The sequence below is a fragment of the Citrobacter sp. Cf118 genome (assembly GCF_030334095.1).
Lineage (GTDB): Bacteria > Pseudomonadota > Gammaproteobacteria > Enterobacterales > Enterobacteriaceae > Citrobacter > Citrobacter freundii.
This window is the reverse complement of sequence record NZ_JAOWES010000087.1, coordinates 379,669-398,265: the sequence shown is the minus strand read 5'-3', so window position 1 is coordinate 398,265 and position 18,597 is coordinate 379,669. Positions and strand designations below refer to the sequence as shown.

General features: G+C 47.6%; 18 protein-coding genes and 1 pseudogene. 5 read left to right on the top strand and 14 right to left on the bottom strand.

Features of this window, described 5'->3' with window-relative positions; translation table 11 throughout:
- Positions 1-11: 11 nt before the first annotated feature.
- Both OGX67_RS17175 and OGX67_RS17170 read right to left on the bottom strand, forming a co-directional pair.
- Positions 12-716, bottom strand: a complete 705-nt coding sequence (locus OGX67_RS17175; protein ID WP_016150178.1) for a DUF1120 domain-containing protein — start codon at positions 714-716, stop codon at positions 12-14.
- Between the two features lie 225 nt (positions 717-941).
- The gene (locus tag OGX67_RS17170) at positions 942-1,247 is read right to left on the bottom strand and encodes a helix-turn-helix domain-containing protein (RefSeq protein ID WP_003836489.1); all 306 of its coding nucleotides are present in this window, start codon (positions 1,245-1,247) and stop codon (positions 942-944) included.
- A gap of 658 nt (positions 1,248-1,905) precedes the next feature.
- Between OGX67_RS17170 and OGX67_RS27000 the strand changes: the two are divergent.
- The 3 genes and pseudogenes from OGX67_RS27000 to OGX67_RS17155 all read left to right on the top strand — a co-directional run.
- Positions 1,906-2,079 (top strand): annotated as a pseudogene (locus tag OGX67_RS27000) (DNA methylase); the annotation flags it as partial.
- 134 nt (positions 2,080-2,213) lie between these two features.
- On the top strand, positions 2,214-2,903 hold the full coding sequence (locus OGX67_RS17160) for a helix-turn-helix transcriptional regulator (protein WP_003836487.1): 690 nt from the start codon (positions 2,214-2,216) through the stop codon (positions 2,901-2,903).
- Positions 2,904-2,973: 70 nt separating this feature from the next.
- Positions 2,974-3,720, top strand: a complete 747-nt coding sequence (locus OGX67_RS17155; RefSeq protein WP_003029256.1) for an SDR family NAD(P)-dependent oxidoreductase — start codon at positions 2,974-2,976, stop codon at positions 3,718-3,720.
- Between the two features lie 420 nt (positions 3,721-4,140).
- Here the strand turns inward: OGX67_RS17155 and trpS are convergent, their stop codons facing one another.
- The 11 genes from trpS to OGX67_RS17100 all read right to left on the bottom strand — a co-directional run bounded on the left by trpS (position 4,141) and on the right by OGX67_RS17100 (position 15,496).
- Positions 4,141-5,145, bottom strand: coding sequence for a tryptophan--tRNA ligase (trpS, locus tag OGX67_RS17150; RefSeq protein WP_286526888.1), 1,005 nt, complete (start codon positions 5,143-5,145; stop codon positions 4,141-4,143).
- Between the two features lie 201 nt (positions 5,146-5,346).
- Positions 5,347-7,131, bottom strand: coding sequence for a diguanylate cyclase (locus OGX67_RS17145; protein ID WP_058842639.1), 1,785 nt, complete (start codon positions 7,129-7,131; stop codon positions 5,347-5,349).
- A 119-nt stretch (positions 7,132-7,250) separates the two neighbouring features.
- Positions 7,251-8,360: an AI-2E family transporter gene (locus tag OGX67_RS17140; protein ID WP_003029249.1), complete on the bottom strand. Its 1,110-nt coding sequence runs from the start codon at positions 8,358-8,360 to the stop codon at positions 7,251-7,253.
- Positions 8,361-8,525: 165 nt separating this feature from the next.
- Positions 8,526-9,008, bottom strand: coding sequence for a glutathione peroxidase (locus tag OGX67_RS17135; RefSeq protein WP_204583597.1), 483 nt, complete (start codon positions 9,006-9,008; stop codon positions 8,526-8,528).
- 84 nt (positions 9,009-9,092) lie between these two features.
- Positions 9,093-11,057 (bottom strand): putative bifunctional diguanylate cyclase/phosphodiesterase, encoded by a 1,965-nt coding sequence (locus tag OGX67_RS17130; protein ID WP_257651456.1) that lies wholly within the window; start codon positions 11,055-11,057, stop codon positions 9,093-9,095.
- Between the two features lie 17 nt (positions 11,058-11,074).
- Entirely contained in the window at positions 11,075-11,569 is a 495-nt protein-coding gene (locus OGX67_RS17125; RefSeq protein ID WP_003029241.1) for a putative pterin-binding protein, read from the bottom strand.
- Between the two features lie 409 nt (positions 11,570-11,978).
- Positions 11,979-12,620 (bottom strand): helix-turn-helix transcriptional regulator, encoded by a 642-nt coding sequence (locus OGX67_RS17120; RefSeq protein WP_003029239.1) that lies wholly within the window; start codon positions 12,618-12,620, stop codon positions 11,979-11,981.
- A 127-nt stretch (positions 12,621-12,747) separates the two neighbouring features.
- Complete coding sequence (locus OGX67_RS17115) at positions 12,748-13,716, bottom strand: threo-3-hydroxy-L-aspartate ammonia-lyase (RefSeq protein WP_204583593.1); 969 nt, start codon at positions 13,714-13,716, stop codon at positions 12,748-12,750.
- Positions 13,717-13,743: 27 nt separating this feature from the next.
- The gene (locus OGX67_RS17110) at positions 13,744-14,139 is read right to left on the bottom strand and encodes a RidA family protein (protein WP_061549066.1); all 396 of its coding nucleotides are present in this window, start codon (positions 14,137-14,139) and stop codon (positions 13,744-13,746) included.
- 220 nt (positions 14,140-14,359) lie between these two features.
- Positions 14,360-14,668 (bottom strand): monooxygenase, encoded by a 309-nt coding sequence (locus OGX67_RS17105; protein WP_204583591.1) that lies wholly within the window; start codon positions 14,666-14,668, stop codon positions 14,360-14,362.
- A gap of 36 nt (positions 14,669-14,704) precedes the next feature.
- Positions 14,705-15,496: a PhzF family phenazine biosynthesis protein gene (locus tag OGX67_RS17100; protein WP_044699919.1), complete on the bottom strand. Its 792-nt coding sequence runs from the start codon at positions 15,494-15,496 to the stop codon at positions 14,705-14,707.
- Between the two features lie 119 nt (positions 15,497-15,615).
- Between OGX67_RS17100 and OGX67_RS17095 the strand changes: the two genes are divergently transcribed.
- Entirely contained in the window at positions 15,616-16,314 is a 699-nt protein-coding gene (locus tag OGX67_RS17095) for an RluA family pseudouridine synthase (protein ID WP_032949212.1), read from the top strand.
- Between the two features lie 39 nt (positions 16,315-16,353).
- Here OGX67_RS17095 and mdtK read toward each other — a convergent pair whose 3' ends face one another.
- A complete protein-coding gene (gene mdtK / locus OGX67_RS17090; RefSeq protein WP_003029224.1) occupies positions 16,354-17,727 on the bottom strand; it encodes a multidrug efflux MATE transporter MdtK in 1,374 nt (457 codons plus the stop codon).
- A 217-nt stretch (positions 17,728-17,944) separates the two neighbouring features.
- On the opposite strand from mdtK, the gene OGX67_RS17085 reads away from it, so the two are divergent.
- Positions 17,945-18,592 carry a riboflavin synthase gene (locus tag OGX67_RS17085; RefSeq protein ID WP_003029220.1) on the top strand — a complete coding sequence of 216 codons (648 nt, stop codon included), beginning with the start codon at positions 17,945-17,947 and terminating at the stop codon, positions 18,590-18,592.
- The last annotated feature ends 5 nt before the right edge of the window (positions 18,593-18,597 follow it).

The window sequence follows — 18,597 nt, the reverse complement described above, 5'->3', positions numbered from 1 at the left end:
ACGGGATATTATTAAAGATAAACCAGAGAAATCGTTGCCTCACCGTCGAGATTCGTTTCATCCGTAATCTTAAGGTCTTCCCCTTTGCGAAGAACTCCTTTAATAGATAATGGAACTTTCAATTCAGAGAAAGCTGCCGGGGTTAATGTATCAGGATTACCTAAGGTGTGTAACCTGGCCGCAACATCCACGCCGTTTACGGTGCTGCCAGAGGCCGTGCGTGACCAGTCGTCGCTGGTAATTTTTTTACTGATAAACACCAGATTGTCAGTGCTACCCGAATAAGTCATATCAGGGAACCAGTTAATAACAGTATATGCCCCCAGTGTTGTTTCACCGTCGTTCGTAAGCCCCAGACCAAATTGATTGCTGCTTGCGGGTATATCGCTGCCATCAACGGTGGCATTTTTAATCACACCATTATAAAGAGAATCTCTACGTTCATCATGAAGGGTATACGCAACAAGTCGTTCGGAATTGCATTTAATACCCATATTAATACGTTTTTCCGGCAGTTGATTGTCTTCAGTTGCAGACAGGTTCGTCATTAACATTGTTCCGTAGTCAACAATACCGGCGTTATCCAGATTGACGGCGCATGCGCCCGGCACTAATTTTCCGGTGACTTTAAGCGTGGCCGTGTCTCCACCTGCCGCAAGGACTGAGCCGGAAATAAAAGTAAGCGATAAAGCAACCAGTAGTTTATTTAATTTCATTTAAGTAATATTCCTAATTATGGATTTAAAAATACAACGCCTGTGCAGCGCCATGTTCACTTTATTCAAGTAAACATGGCGATGCGGAGCATGACTTTCTTCACGTAGCAGGTTTTAGATATTCACACCCGGTAAAAATTAGAGAAATACAAAAGCAATATGTTGTATTTAGTTTCTCTTGAAGAATATTGTCCAGTAGATGCTGTTTTTAAAAAATCAAGCTCGTTAATTAATGGTCTTAGTCATTGAATTGTTTTGGATAATGTTTCTGGCCTTGCTAAATACCTGTGAATCCTCATAGAAAACTTCACTGACAAGATGACTCAGTCTTATGTTAAAAACGTTCAGAATTCGCAGAATAAACTCTAACGTAAAAGCGCACTGCCCCCGTTCAAACCGTGATACATGCTGCTGACATATATTTAACTCAACAGCTAACTCTTCTGCGCTCATATTCATTTTTTGTCGGTTGCTACGAACGAATCGACCGATTCTGGCGTTAACGTTAGATATATTGTATTTCAAGTGCATTAGCGACTCCGTTTACTATTTGTTTATGTTTATTTATTTGTTGACATATATTTCGGCCATAAAAGTATTGCAAACATCCTTTACTCTTAAAACAAGTTAATATAGATCGGTCAGTAAATCATCAATAGAATAAAGCTATCAAAACAGGTTAAACGATTGTTTCAATAAATTAAATGAATTTGAGGTTTGGTTGTATCTTCATGAAAAATAAAGATAATATATGATAACGATCTACTTATCTCACAGTCATGAATACACTAATAGTTTCACGCGCAATCATAATTACTATTATTTGGTTACTCCGTGAAATATATAGTTACACGTTACACCAATAAGGAGTAAATTACAGATGTGTTCTATAAATATCAGCGGGTATCTGGTGCTGAAAATTAGAAATAAAGCCTGTAATGACCATTGTCAGGTCTCAACAATAATATTGATGATTAAAGGGGACTCATAATTTATAGTTCAGAGTAAAAATTGCGGTGATATCTGCCCGTTGCCTGAATTCACTCACACCCACAGCACGATATACTATCCGAAAAGCTTTACGAATGTTTTGTAATGACGCCTTGCGGTTCCATGTCCATATCGCGTGATGCGTAAGGATATCCATTGTTGGCTCCAGTGTACCGCGCCTGAGTGGACACAGGACGGGCTGCTTTTCCGCTTCTTTCCGGATCGTGCCGTTGATTTCATCCCCCACAGATCCCCCGCAGTTGGTCGGAGTCCGTGGCCTTTCCGACACAGTATTGCCGGCGACAAAAGCGATGAATGGCTACAACCCACCTGCAATGAGATGAAATGTGTCCTAAAAACAGACGCACTGATGAACGCATTACGAACTTAGCGCGGTATCAGACCTTGGGGCAGTTCAACTTAGCCATCTACACTTGCTTTGTACTAAGATGCTTATCTAATAGATGCTTTAAGAAATCGTCTCAGGATCATGATGGATTTATCACTATGACTAGAACAGAAAGGCTTCTCGAATTACTACAGATATTAAGGGCACAAAGATATCCGATCACTGCATCCACACTCTCAGAAAGATTAGGGATAAGTGTGCGTTCCCTTTACAGAGATATAAAAACGCTACAGCATCAAGGGGTATGCATTGAAGGTGGTGCTGGAATTGGTTATATCGTTAAATCTGATTTTCATTTGCCACCCTTAAACCTGTCTCATGAAGAAGTCAATGCTATTACGCTTGGATTGAATTGGGTCTCTCATAATACGGACCATGATTTCAAAATTATCGCTAAGAATGCACTTGCCAAAATACATACCGTCATTTCCGGTGAGTTGAAAAATCTTATTGAAAGTCAATCCTATCTGATTGGTCCTTCAGAAAAAAATGAGATGTTTTTTGAAGATATTCGCAATGCTATTAAAAAGCGAAAGAGAATCAAAATAAAGTATTGTGATAAGAAAGACTCTTACTCTTCTCGAGTCATATGGCCCATTGGGTTGGTATACATGGAGTCATGTTGGCTTTTGGTTGCATGGTGTGAGATGAGAAATGATTTTCGCCACTTTAGGACTGACAAAATTAAGGAAATTGAGCAACTGGATTCCTTTTATAGTGAAAGCAGGGCGGTTTTATTGAAAAAATGGAGAGTAAAAGAAGGGATTAGCGAGGAGAAAGAGTACTGACAAAAACTGTCACAGCTCATTTGTATACTAACCCAGATGAAAGGTTCAATTCTACATCTTTGGGGGGAGTATGAATTTCCAAAATAAAATTGCTGTGATAACAGGAAGCACTACAGGAATAGGTGAGGCCGTCGCAAAGCAATTACACATACATGGTGCTAAGGTCATTATTGTCGCCCGTTCGTCAGAGCAGGCTAAACAAAAAGCGAAACAATTATCTTCACAGGGTCAACAAGCGATGGGGATCGGATGTGATGTATCACAGCCCGAACAAGTACGACAAATGATCGATGAGGTTATCGAACGCTTCGGCAGACTTGATTATGCTGTAAATAATGCAGGCTTAACAGGTGATCATGGTAAAAACATAACAGAGCAAACAGTTGAGAACTGGGATAAGGTTATTGCCACCTCATTGAGCGGAGTTTTTTACTGCCTAAAATATGAAATACCTCAGATGATGAAGTTTGGTGGCTCAATAGTGAATTTATCTGCCGTAAATGGCCTGGTTGGCATTCCTGGATTAGCGCCTTACACCGTGGCTAAGCATGGTATAATTGGTTTAACCCAAACCGCAGCGCTAGAATTTGCATGTCAAGGAATTCGAGTAAATGCAGTCGCTCCTGGTTATGTCCAGACCCCGCGAATGAGTGCACTTCCTGAAAATATCGTACATAGCTTCGCCAATAGCCACCCTATGAAAAGGATGGCAAAAATGCAAGAAATAGCAGACTTCATCTTGTTTTTGCTATCAGACAAATCCGCATTCTGTACCGGAGGAGTTTATCCAATTGATGGTGGATATTTAGCCGAGTAAATTTCTCTAACGTTTTAAACTATAAGCATTACCTAACCAAAGCGGTAGGTTCAATAGGAGCGTTATAATATATTTAATGCTCCTATTATAGGGGTAATGATAACAGCATCTCCAGTTTGAACTAATATGAGAATAAATGATCGACTTTCCATTGGTTTAACTCACATTGAAAAACGGGCATCTTTGTCTGTAGATACAGATGAAATGCTTCCTTTTGCCACTCGTTGAGTAGCATAGTCTCTTCGGCGACAATCCATGCCTTTTCTCAGAGGGGCCATCGCCTGAAATGAGGTTTTGATTTCGAAATAAAACATTAGTGCATTTTGCTGATAAAACGTGGGGAAGATTCTGAAAGCTCCCGGCGAAGGTAACTCGTTGGGAGCTGTCTTTATTTATTGGGCCGACTGTAATGGGTCGAGTTCAGAACACCGGCAAACCCAGCCCTTGCTTCACTTCTCTTAATGTCTGCTGCGTGATCTCGTGCGCCTGTTCGCTGCCTTTTTTGAGCATTGCCATCAGCATGCCTTTATCCTGAATGTAGGTTGCCCGCAGCTCGCGCATTGGGGCGATGAGTTCCTGCAAGCATACCTCCAGCTCGTTTTTGCATGTCCGGTCACCCAGTCCACCCCGTTGGTAATGCGCTTTCATTTCCGCCACTTTTGCTTTATCCGGATGAAAAGCGTCGAGGTAAATGAATACCATATTGCTGTCGATTTGCCCCGGGTCGGATACTTTCAGATGATTGGGGTCGGTGTACATTGCACTGACCGCGTGATGAATGGTTTCTTCGCTGGCTGACAGGAGCAATGTGTTACCAAGCGATTTTGACATTTTGGCATTCCCGTCGATCCCTGGTAGGCGGCTGGTTTCACTCAGCAGCGCTTTGCAGTGCGATAAGACGGGGGCCGGTAACAGGCTATTCATCTTGTGCACGATTTCATTAGTCTGATCAATCATTGGCAACTGATCGTCGCCGACGGGAACCACTTCGGCTTTGAAGGCCGTAATATCTGCCGCCTGACTGATGGGATAAACCAGAAAACCAACCGGTAACGAGCGGGCAAACCCTTTCTGCGCAATTTCGTTTTTAACCGTAGGATTACGCTCTACGCGAGCCACGGTGACGATATTCATATAAAGCGCGGTCAGTTCCGCAAGGGCAGGCAGGGCCGATTGCAAACAAATAGTGGTCAGTGAAGGATCTATTCCTGCAGCAAGATAGTCGGCAAGTACCTCGGGAATATTGTTGCGGATCTTTTGCGGTGTGCTGCCGTTATCGGTTAGCCCTTGCAGGTCAGCCACCAATATAAACTGCTGATAATCATGTTGCAGCGCGGCGCGCTGGCGCAATGACCCCACATAATGGCCAAGATGCAGCGGGCCGGTGGGACGATCGCCAGTGAGGATGATGGTTTTATTGTTCATGTAAGACTCCTTAGTCATAAAACCGAAAGGGGTCTCTAAATGCAAATAACCGCCTTTCGGCGGTTATCTAAAAATGGGAGAAACACATTCTGACCGCCTTTAAGAAGGCAGCCACCACAAGTTGTAATTAAAAGCGGTGATATCGTGTTTTGTGTTCATTGAATTAACATATCACCGCCTGGCGTTGAGGTAAAGCCATGTTCAGCTCGCTTCCAGCATGCCAAAGCTCACGATGCGCGAACGTCCCAGCTCTTTAGCGCGATACAGTGCCACGTCTGCAGCACGCAGCAGGTTGTCGCTCTGGGCGTGCTGCGGATAGCTGGCTACGCCAATAGAGACATCGACGTGACCAATTTCAGAGACGCCAAAGCGCAGCGACAGTTCGCGTACGCCGTTATAAATATCCGTCGCAAGGCGGTTGGCGTCCTGTTCATCCGTATTGGCCAGCAGCACCAGAAACTCCTCACCGCCATAGCGGAAGGCCATGCCGCTGTCGTGAACCACGCGCTGAATGGTGGCGGCGATACTTTTTATCACGCTGTCTCCCGCCTCGTGACCAAAGCGATCGTTAATATTTTTAAAATGGTCAATATCGATCATCAGGCAACTGATCGGCTCCTTGTTGCGTACGGCCTGGCTCATCTGAGTGCGTAAGGTATCTTCCAGATGATGACGGTTGCGTAGACCAGTTAGCGGATCGTAGAGCGCTTTCTCCAGCAGGGCGTCACGCAGACGTTGGTTGGCTAATGCGAGGCCGAGTGCTTCTGCCATTAGCTCCAGATACGCACGAGAGGGGGCGGAATCATCGCTAAGGTTCTGGAATGAGAGCAGACCGATGGCTTCTCCCTGGGCAATCAGTGGAACGCACAGGGTATGCTGCTGGCATGAATCCGGCAGATGGTAGCAGGCGATATCGGGTTCACCTTGTACCGGAGGGTGGCTCTGGCCGCGGCGCACAGCCCAGCATTCGTCTGGGTGGAACGCATCCGCTTTACCCTGCGGTGAGAGCCATTGTGCAACGCAGCGCATTTGCCAGGGTTCCCGGTCCAGTATGTAAAGCCGCCCGGCAATACCTGGGGCAATATTCGGTGCAAACAGTTCCGCCACATTGATGACATCGGCAAAATTCTCGCAGCCCTGCAGACGCTGCGTCATACGTGCCAGCAGATCGCGGATTGCCCAGTCGGCATCTCGCTCCTTCTCCAGTCTCTGACGAGCCAGACCGTTCTCGCGGAATATCCGGATCGCCTGTGCCATGTCGCCTATTTCGTCTATCTGGTTAAAGCTGGGCGTCTCAACGGCATAATCCTGCGATGCGAGACGGTTTACGACATCGCTCAAACGCACGACGGGTCGCAGGACACGACGCTTTAAAATGAAACCGAGAACGAATAAAAACAGCAGCGCTGTCAGACCGACCATCACTTCAGAGGCCGTCCGCAGCATGCGGGATGACTGGGTTGCATCTTCAATCGTGTTGCGTACGCGGCTATCGAGTAACTGGCGGAAATGATCTATCCGGTCCTGGGCTCGCTCCAGTTCCTGTTCATAGGCTTTCCCGTACAGCAGGGCGATGGCCTGCGACTCTTCTCCACGCGCGACGCTGGCAAGCGCCTCGGCCTGCTCATCCTGCAGAGCATCCGCAATCCGCAGCCCTTCATGCAATAGCGCCAGCTCTTCATCCGTTGCACCAAGGTCTTTGAGCTTCGAAAGACGATGCTCAACGGCTTTCAGCGACGCTTCTTTCTGACGGTAGGCGTTGAGCACCTCAGGATCTTTTGCAATAACATAGTCGCGCGCCAGGTCGGACAGCGACCAGGCATCGAGTTCGACTTCTTCGGTTAGTTGATCGAACTGATAACGCTGTTCTACCACCTGGCGTTCTGTGTTATCGGCGCTGGATGCCATCAGCATGACAACGCCTGAAGCGATGGTCAGACATACCGTCGCGCTATAGGCCCAGTTGGTGATTGTGGCTATTCGCACTGATTAGTTCCTTCTGCGACGATTAATGAATACGCATGATTGAAATTATAGGAAACGTATGATTTTGCGTGAAAATAAAAAAGGCGGTCCTGAAACCGCCTTCTGTTATCGTCCTGCAATCAAAAATCTGGAGGATTTTTTCCTTCTTCCATAAAGGCTTCGTCGATTCCTTCCACGTTACCTTCATGGTCACGCCCGGAAAACAAGTTCCAGCAGGTTATGAAAAGTGCAGCAACCAGGGGGCCAATCACAAAGCCGTTAATACCGTAGATCTCCATGCCGCCGAGAGTGGTAATCAAAATCAGATAGTCCGGCATTTTGGTGTCTTTACCTACCAGCAGCGGGCGCAGGATATTGTCCACCAGCCCAACGATGATCACAAAGAAGCCAACGATAAACAGCCCTTGCCATAGCTGATGGGTGGCGAACAGAAATATTGCTGCTGGTACCCAGACGATCGCTGAACCGACGGCGGGCACGAGGGAGAGAAACGCCATCAACGCGCCCCACAGAACGCTACCATCGATATCTACAATCGCAAACGCGATGCCGCCAAGAATACCCTGAACCAAAGCGACGACCGCCGTGCCCTTGACAGTTGCCCGCGTCACGCCGACGAATTTTGCAAACAGGTGCTGTTTGGCAAAATCAGAAAGCGGTAATGAGTCCAGAATCTGGCGCACCAGGTACGGTCCGTCCTTCAGTAAGAAGAACAGTAGATACAGCATGATGCCAAAGCTAATAGCAAAGCCGAATGTTCCTTTACCAATCAGGAACGCGCTGCCGGCGAGGTATTGTCCACCCTGCAGCACGACATCGGACAGTTTTTTCTGGATCTGCGCGACATCATCCAGATTGTGTTCTGCCAGAAAACCTCTGGCCCAGTCAGGAAGATACGAAAGAACAGAAGCGACGACCTCCGGGAACTGCGTGTCATTCTGTTGCAGCTTGGTGTACACCACGTTCAGTTCAATGGCCAGCGATGACAGGATTACCATCAGCGGGATAAAGACAATCAGACAGATAATGACGATGGTAATAAACGATGCCAGTCCGTTGCGGTCGCCAAGCGCGCTGCGCAGTCTGTTTTTTACCGGGTTAAAGATAGTCGTTAATATCGCGGCCCACAAAATGGCGGAAAAGTAGGGGGACAGCACATCGAAGAATGCCCAGGTCACGAGGGCAAGTATGAAAATGAAGAAACCTTTAGTCAGTCCGTTAAATCGCATTAGTGAACCCTGTAATGAAAAGCAGTCCAGACTATAGAACCGTTCAGAGGATTTACCAACTTTAGCTGAAGATTGCCGCTTATTTTGGCTAATACGGTGACTTACTGAAGATAAAAATCAATGAATATCCACAGTATTAATGTGATATTCGAATGACAGCAACCATTAGATTTTTAGTGCATCAAAGATGACGGTATCTATTTTTTCTGGAGTGGTGAAGGGGGCAAAACGCTTAAGCGGTTTTCCGTCGCGACCGACCAGAAATTTAGTGAAGTTCCACTTGATCCTCCCACCCAGTATGCCGGGTAATTCATCTTTCAGGTAACGAAATACTGGGTGTGTAGCGGCACCGTTAACCTCCACTTTCTCAAACATTGGAAAACTCACGCCGTAGTTGACGTAGCAGGTCTGCGCGATTTCGTCGACCCCACCGGGTTCCTGCTTACCAAACTGGTTGCAGGGGAAACCAAGCACCACCAGGCCCTGTGTGTCGTATTTCTTATACAGTGCTTCAAGGCCCGCATATTGTGGCGTAAAGCCACAATGGCTGGCGGTATTAACCACCAGTACCAGTTTGCCTGCATAGTCGGCCATTGAAATAAGCTGACCATTCAGGCTGGTGGCGGTAAGTTGATGAAAAGTGAACATTTTTTAAACATCAGGTCAGGGTGAGTTTAGCGTCGACATTGCCACTCAGCGCGTTACGGGCAGTTGAAGCCTGATAGAAAATCTTCATGGCATCGTTTTTCTGTTGTTTATTGGCACAACTTGACCATTTCTGATTTCCTCATTGACACAAGGTTGAGGTTTACCAAACAGATATCCTTGGGCGAAATCGCAGCCCAGCGCCTGAAGGCTTTTTAGTTGCTCCTGAGTTTCAACACCTTCAGCAACAGCCTTCATATTGAGTGATTTCGCCATGCCCGTGATCAGTTTGATGATATTAAGCGCATCTTCATGTGTGGATATTGAATGCACAAAAGACTTGTCTATTTTAATTTTATCGAAGGCAAGCTTGCTCAGGCGCGAAAGAGAAGAATATCCGGTACCAAAATCATCGATGGAGATTTTTACGCCCAGGGCTCTGAGTTTATTAAGCGTATTCATCGGCGTCGTACTCTCAGTGAAGAGAGAGGACTCTGTTACTTCCAGTTCAAGACGATCGGCTGGGAGTCCAGTTTCTTTCAGAATAGACAGTACGATACCGACAAAGGCTTTGCTGCTTAGCTGGACAGGAGAGACATTTACTGAAATTTTAGCAGGAACCGCCCAACAAGCCGCTTCCCTGCAGGCAATTTCAAGCACTGCTTTCCCCATCTCATTAATCATTCCGGTTTTTTCAGCAACAGGAATAAAGCTATCCGGCGACAGGAGGCCCTTCAGAGGATGGAGCCAACGAATTAGGGCTTCATAGCTATAAATTTCCTGGCTGAAGGAGTCAACAATGGGCTGGTAATAAACCACGAATTCTTTGTTCACTATTGCCAATGCCATATCATGCTCAAGCGTTCTGCTTTCTTGTAGCTTTTCTAACATTCGTTGTCGGAAGACTTTTATCTTACCTGAGCCTTCACCTTTGGCTTCATAAAGGGCCAGATCGGCAAATTTATAAAGATAGTCGGAACGACGTTCAGTGTCTGAGATAACAATGCCAACACAGGTGGTTATGTTGATAATCGTGTTATAAATAGTGTAGGGCTGGCTGATAAATTCACATATTTTCTGGGCCCGCGAAACGGCGTGGCTTTCTGTCAGGCCACTTGAGAGAAACGCAAATTCATCTCCACCCAGGCGATACAGCGTATCCGAAGTAAGGCTCATTGAAACCAGTCGGTCTGATATCTGGCGTAGCAACATATCACCGGCATCATGACCATACGTATCATTTACCTCTTTGAATCGATCTAAATCAAACAACATCACAGTCACAGAATCGTGATTTTTTTCAGCTATCTCAATTGTTTTATTTAAATCGCTCCAGAATAGTTGACGATTATTCATCTCGGTAAGAGAGTCATGGTAGACGTCATATTCCAGTTTAGCATTCTGGATTTGCAGCTTTTCTTTAGATTTCTGCAGTTCTTCGGCAAGACTCTTGACTTGCAGGTGCGCCCGCAGAATATTTCTGTTTTGATAGAAAATGAGCACTCCCAGAATCGCACTCAGTATTATCAGCAGCACCGAGGTTGCTGAGTAAATATAGTACAGCGTTTGAATTTTTTGGTTGGCGTTATTGATCGAGTTAACATCTTTGTTTAACGCGCCAGATGAAAGACGCCCCAGTGGCACATCCAGAGTATGCATTTTTTTCAGATAAGCCTGGAGTGCTGAACGGTTCATTTTCTCTAGATTAACATCCAGAAAACTAAGGGTGTTTTCAAGTTTTACCGCCAGCTCACGGTGGGCTATATTGCTTTCTATGTAGCGCCCCAGGTCGCCTTCTTTTATTAAATCACTCTGGCTGAGCATAATGTCGAGGCGCATGCGTACATCATCGAGATTCATCGTGTCATCGATAGTGTAAAGACCCAGCAATGACTCGAATCGGTAATATTGTGATACCAGCTGAGCAGCAGACCAGGAATCGGTGTAGTGAGTCAGTTTCTGTAACTCTTGTTGCCGTTCATGCACGAGGAAAGAGATATATCCGGTAGATATAAAAAGAAAAAAGATGATGCCAGCCAGTATTCTGTTCATGATGTTCCTCTGAACGTTTACTCAATATCCATACTACTGACCTGCCATGCAGACCTTGAATAATAAATCTGATTATTCAGTTCCGGCATGCTGTCATAGGGGTACACAATGAATAAAGGACCTTTATCACGGATGCGCATATATTTTCCGTTGATTTTTAACGCAAGGATGGCATTGTATTTTTTGAAATCACTGAGAGGGATTACGGTGGTGTAGTCATTGAGCGCAGTGACCTTTACAACCGAGCCGCTCGCGCCGACGTAATCCATGAGCTTTTGTAGTGGAATACCCGTAAAAGTAGTGCGTCCATTATACCAGGGGGAGGTGGTCTGGAAACTGACCATGCCCAGCTTCTCAAGGCTGGCGGTATCAAAAACGGCTTTCCCGTCTGCATTTGTATTTTCAATATTACCGGACAGCGTCAAAAGAACTGTACCGGAAGGCTGGGGAAGTTCACCCGCCCAGAGCTGGGTGGTGAGCACAAAGCTTACTAACATGACGATTAACCGCATTCTTACCTCACCAATCAGCCGGATGTAAAAGAATTATAATTTAGATATCACTCTATTTATATATATTGCATAGGTATTATTGACGCAATAAAATCAACTTTATTTTTATCCCTATAAATCAATGGGTTAGATTTTGTTTGTTTTATTATGATGTTTAATCAATGCTGATGGTGTTATTTGAGGAAAACGTAATCTCATTATGTATGTACAAAAATAAATCATTTATTGACTCAGTGCCAATAAATACCTACGAAAATAAAGGTTTATTTTTTTCCCAGTGGCGGGCGTTGTTTACTGGTTGATGGCTATATAGGATACGAAGCGGACCAAAGTATAGCGGGAGCGCTTCGTGTCGGTAATCAAGAACAGACTTTTTATACTGCGGCTGGTGCGGTTCAACAGAACCCGTTTATTCACCCGCCTGAACTGACTGGCGGGCATACAGGTAGGCGGTGGCCCTCGATACGCCCAGATGCTGCGCCACCGTATCCATAGATTTGCGTACGTTCAGCAAACCGTCCTGGCGTAATTGTTGAATCAGCAGCTTACGGTCTTGAGGTTTAAGGGCTCGGGCCGTCGTAGCGCGTTTAGCGGCAAAGTCATCAATACGCTGGCGGATGACTTCGTTACTGCCGGGATCGATATGTTCCTTAATGGGGGAGTTTTCGGTTTCAGTAAAACGCGCAAGAGCACTCTGCATACCACGAAACAGCGTCATATCTACATTCAGACAGAGAGCTGCTACGTATCTGCCTTCTTCGTCCTTGATGCCAATTGAGGTACTTTTCACCGGGCGACCATCGGCAAACTGATTACTGTAGTTCGCAATGATGCTGGGAAAGTCAGGCGATGCGATTCTCGCCAGACCAAGCTCGGTTGCTGGCTGGCCGGGTTGACGTCCGGACAGATTGTTATGGATGGATAAAATGGCATGTTCAGGATTTTTGAGGTCATGAACCACCACTTCGCAAAACGGAGAGAAGGTCTCACTCAATCCCCTGGCGATAGTATCAATTTGGCTGAGAAGCGAGTTATTGTCGGTTTTTGGCATGCCAGTCTCCTGCGGTGATGCCTGTTGCCATGATTGCGAGCAGTTTACAGTGACCTGGGATCGTTTTTCCAGACGGCAATGTACAGACAGTAACATTAGGGTATCTGCATGACAGATACCCTGTTTATCATCCGGCCAGAAATTCACTGTAGCGGCTGATATCCACGTTTCCACCGCTGATGATAATGCCGACTTTCTTGCCGCGAAGTTCAGCTTTGCGCGCTCTGGCGGCAGCAAAACCCAGACACCCGGTCGGTTCTACGACGATTTTCATGCGTTCAGCGATAAATTTCATTGAGGTGATTAATTCAGCGTCTGAAACCGTCAGAATATCGTTCACGTTTTGCTGGATAATCTGAAACGTATAGTTCCCGAGATGTTGGGTCTGAGCACCGTCAGCAATGGTTTTGGGCGTATCGATATGAACAATTTTTCCGCTACGAAACGACTGTTGACCATCGTTACCCGCCTCAGGTTCAACACCATAGACGATGCAGTCAGGAGACAGATGTCTGGCCGCCAGAGCGGATCCTGAGAGCAGGCCGCCACCACCCAGACAAACGAAAAGGGCGTCTAACTGACCCACTTCTTCAATCAGCTCTTTTGTGGCGGTGCCCTGGCCTGCAATCACGTGCGGATGGTCGTAAGGGGGGATCAGCGTTAACCCCTGTTTCTCTGCCAGGTCCCGACCAATTTTTTCACGATCTTCAGTATAGCGATCGTAAGTTACCACCTTTCCGCCATAGCCTTTTGTTGCTGCAACTTTAGCTACCGGAGCATCATGCGGCATGATAATTGTTGCTGGAATCCCCAATAATTTTGCCGACAGTGCAATGGCCTGCGCATGGTTACCGGAAGAAAACGTCACGACGCCCGCAGCGCGTTGTTGCGGTGTGAACTGGCGTAGCGCATTCATAGCGCCGCGAAATTTGAAGGCGCCCATTCTCTGGAAGTTTTCGCACTTAAAGAAGACTTCCGCGCCAAATTCTTCATTAACCGTTCGGGATGTCATCACCGGCGTTTTGTTAGCATAATCTGCGATGCGCTTTGCCGCAGCGGCAACATCGTTATAATCAGGCAGTGTCATTTCAGTCATTGTTGTTCACCTGTGTGTTGTTAAATGTCACGCTTGCGGGGCCAACGCCATAGCTTCAACTTCCAGCGCAAAACCATAATGAAGTTCCGCAACACCGGCTACTGCACGGGATGGACGGAAATCACCGATCCACTCCCCATAGATTTTGTTAAACGTCGGCCACTGATTCATATCCGTCACATATACGCGAACTGACACCAGATGCTGGCGGGAAACTCCAGCACCCGCCAGACAAGCATCAATATTCTGTAGCACCAGCCGGGTTTGATCTTCAAAAGAGGCATCCGCTTTTTTCTCGCCGTCGAAAGTGACCGGCAATTGCCCGGAAACGAAGACGAAACCGCCAGCCGTTGTACTGTGCGAGTAATGACCTGCTGGCGGGAAGCTTCCAGCAGATGAGTTCAGTGTAATGTCCGCGGACATAATAAACCTCCTGTAGCTGATGATTCATTTTGTATAGAATAATACTATTTGTATTATTTTATACGCCTTTATGCCACTTTCGGCTAGAGATAATTTTCGCGGGTGATGATTTTGTGAACTATTGCAAATGTGGCTAACGTAAATAGCTAACCTGGGTAGGAATGAAGAGGGGAAGGCAGGGAGTGAAGAAACGCCCCGGGCGGGGCGTCTAAGGCAAATACTAGCCGATGTGACCGTGGTTAATTTTACTTAATGGTTCATTGATATCGAAGATTTTGAACGTCACGTCTTCCACACCCAGGTGCTTCAGACGGGCGGTATGCTTTTTGATATAGGCCTGAGCGGTGTCTTCGTCCTGGAACAGGTAGATGCCACCCGCTTCGTGATTTGCTTCGTTCTCGGTCCAGATTTTCCAGATGAACCCCGGCTCCTGGTTGATTGATTCGGCCAGTTCAACGAGCTGATTCGACATCTCAGCCCCAAACGGACCATGAAAATCAAAGTGTATCTGCACGAGTTTGCTCGACATAAATCCTCCATGGATTGGTTATTTCGGGTAAGGCTGCTAGCGCAGCAGCACTTTACCGGTCAGATAAGTTATTGCCTGCCCACTGATATAAACACGCGTTCCTGCTAACTGACAGCGTAAATCCCCGCCGCGTTCAGAGACCTGGCGCGCCAGCATCTGTGTTTTATTCAGTTTTGCAGCCCAGTAAGGGATCAGCATGCTATGTGCCGAGCCTGTGACCGGGTCTTCCGCGACGGCTTCACCTGGGCAGAAGAAACGGCTGACAAAATCGTATTCCCCGTCACCCGGCGCGGTGATGCACACCATTTTCCCCAGCGGAAGCATGGCGTGGATGTTTGGGCGAACAGCCTCAACCTGCTGTTGATTTTCCAACACCACCATGTAATCGCGTGCCACGCGCATCTCTTTGTATTCGGTGATGCCTAATGTTTCCAGCAGTAAAGCGGGCGGCATGGCAGATTCGCTTTGCCAGGCTGGAAAATCGAGCGTCAGCCATTCACCGCTGCGCGTGACCGTCAGCGGTCCAACAAAGCGGGTAGCAAAATGGATTTTTGTATCCGGGTAATCCAGATGTTCAAAGATGACATGCGCGGCGGCAAGCGTGGCATGCCCACACAGATTGATTTCACCCTGAGTGGTAAACCAACGCAGCTCAAAACCATTCTCATTGGCGACAAAAAAAGCGGTTTCTGACTGATTATGCTGCTGCGCCATCTTTAATAATGTTTCATCGGGCAACCAGTCCGTGAGCGGACAGACTGCTGCGGCATTACCGCCAAACGTCGTGGTGGTAAAGGCATCTACCATATAGAAATCGATTTGTTGCACGGTGTAACCCTCTCATCGTACTCGGGATAACCCACACTCTATCATGCCTGTACGACTCAAATTCGCCAGTCTGGTGAAAATTGGATATGATCTACTCCCACATTTCATTCTGGCCGCACATGTCTACGATCCTCGATACTTTTATTGCCCCGCCTTGCCATGACGAGATAGAGACCCTCTATCGGGACGAGCATCTGGTGCTAATCAATAAACCCAGCGGGTTGCTTAGCTTGTCGGGCAAAAATCCGCAGAATCTCGATTCGGTACATCACCGGCTGGTACAGATTTACCCCGGTTGCACGCTGGTACATCGGCTTGATTTCGGCACTTCTGGACTGATGGTGGTCGCCCGTAACAAGGCTATCAACGCTGCGCTTTGCCAGCAGTTCAGCCAGCGTACGGTCACTAAGGTGTACAGCGCGCTGTTATGCGGGCATCTGGAAAACGACGAGGGAGTTATCGATGCAGCTATTGCCAAAGACCCAGCGCTGTTTCCATTAATGTCAATTTGTGCTCTCAACGGCAAACCCGCACGCTCGCGCTATCAGGTTGTCGAGCGCTTTTATCATCGTCAGGAAAAAGGGGCATTGCTCCCCTTGACGCGGGTACAACTAATGCCTGAAACCGGGCGGACCCACCAACTGCGGATCCACTGTCAGCTGTTAGGACATCCGATTTTAGGCTGTGATTTGTATGGCGGGCGTCTGCTGCCTGGCACTGAAAGGGTGCCGCGACTGATGCTGCATGCCAGTGAACTGCATTTCAGGCATCCCATTAGTGAAGCGTGGATGAACGCCCAAAACGCCAGTCCGTTCTGAGGATGTAAAAAAAGCCGCCAGACGGCGGCTATTTAGGCATTATCGTGCAGCTCGTTGCAATATAACCGCTGACGGCTGGCGTTGCAGAAAGCGCATCCGCAGCATCATCAGCACCGCCGCAGAGGTCAGGCCGATAATAAAGCCCATCCAGAATCCTGCTGGCCCCATTCGGTCAACTACCAGATCGGTCAGCGCCAGAATATAACCGCTCGGCAGACCCAGCACCCAGTAGGCGGTAAAGGTTATAAAGAAAATGGAACGCGTATCTTTATAACCACGCAGGATCCCGCTGCCAATAACCTGGATAGAGTCCGATATTTGATACACCGCGGCCAGTAACATGAGCTGCGCGGCCAGGGTGACGACTTCCGGATTATTGTTGTAGAGCAGGGCAATATGCTCGCGGAATGTCACGGTGAAAAGCGCCGTTACGACCGCCATGCAGACACCGACACCCAGACCCGTTCTGGCTGCAGTTTGTGCATCCAGCGTGGAGCCCTGGCCCAGACGATAACCGACACGAATGGTGACGGCAGCAGCCAGAGACATCGGCAGGACGAACATTAACGAACTGAAGTTCAGTGCGATCTGGTGTCCGGCCACGTCGACAATCCCCAGCGGGGAAACCAGCAGAGCGACCACTGCAAACAGCGTTACCTCGAAAAATAACGCCAGCGCGATAGGTAAACCCAGTTGCACCAGACGCTTCATTACTGCGGTGTCAGGTTTCTGGAAACCACGCTCATTACGGATATCGCGCATTGAGCGCGCACGTTTGATGTAAGAGAGCATGGCGATAAACATCACCCAGTAAACAGCCGCCGTAGCCACGCCGCAGCCTACGCCACCCAGTTCCGGCATGCCTAAATGTCCATAAATGAAAACGTAGTTAACCGGAATGTTCACCAGCAGGCCGAGAAAACCCATCACCATCGCTGGTTTAGTTTTGGCTAATCCTTCGCACTGGTTACGGGCTACCTGGAAGAACAAATACCCCGGTGCGCCCCACAGCAAAGCACGCAGGTAGCCAACGGCTTTATCCGCCAGCGCCGGGTCAATGTTATGCATGGAGCGAATAATGTACCCTGCGTTCCATAGCACAACCATAATCAGCACGGAGACGCTGCCCGCCAGCCAGAATCCCTGACGTATTTGATGGGCGATACGGTCGCGGCGTCCGGAACCATTGAGTTGCGCAATTACCGGCGTCAATGCCAGCAGTAGTCCGTGACCAAACAGAATGGCCGGCAGCCAAATGGACGTACCAATGGCGACGGCCGCCATATCCGTGGCACTGTATCCGCCCGCCATGACGGTATCAACGAATCCCATTGCGGTTTGAGCGATTTGCGCAAGAATCACCGGAATTGCCAGAGCTAATAACTGACGCGCTTCACTTACATACTTTTGCACGTGTACACCACTATATTGTTGTTATTTGAGAGACTAAAAAAGCCGCCTTATCTGGCAGCAAGGAGAAAATGCAGGGGAAATTTCAGTCTATTGTAGCGAGGAATACGTAATTCTCCAGTGAAAAAACAGGCGCTGGTGGCGCATTGCTGGCAACCTGAATTTCCACCTGCTATTGTGCTGTGCAGAGATGTCTTAATTGAGTTCAGGAGTAGGAAGTATGTTTACGGGTATTGTGCAGGGCACCGCAAAATTGGTGTCCATTGATGAAAAACCAAATTTTCGTACGCATGTTGTGGAGTTGCCTGAATATATGCTGGATGCGCTGGAGACCGGCGCATCGGTTGCCCACAATGGGTGCTGCCTGACGGTCACCGAAATTAACGGGAACCAGATAAGCTTTGACCTGATGAAAGAAACGCTGCGTATCACCAATCTGGGCGAACTGAAGGTCGGTGATTTGGTTAACGTTGAGCGTGCGGCAAAATTCAGTGATGAGATTGGCGGACATTTAATGTCGGGCCATATTATGACCACTGCCGAAGTGTCGAAAATTCTGACCTCGGAGAATAACCGTCAGGTGTGGTTTAAAGTCCAGGACCCGTCGCTGATGAAATATATCCTGTACAAAGGATTTATTGGTATTGACGGTATCAGTCTGACGGTCGGTGAAGTGACGCCGACGCGTTTCTGTGTGCACTTGATCCCGGAAACGCTGGAGCGTACGACGCTTGGCAAGAAAAAGCTGGGCGCAAGGGTTAATATCGAAATCGATCCCCAAACGCAGGCGGTGGTTGATACTGTTGAGCGTGTGCTGGCGGCGCGTGAAAGCGCCATCAGCAACATAACGGGAGAAGCGGGAGCCTAAGCCTG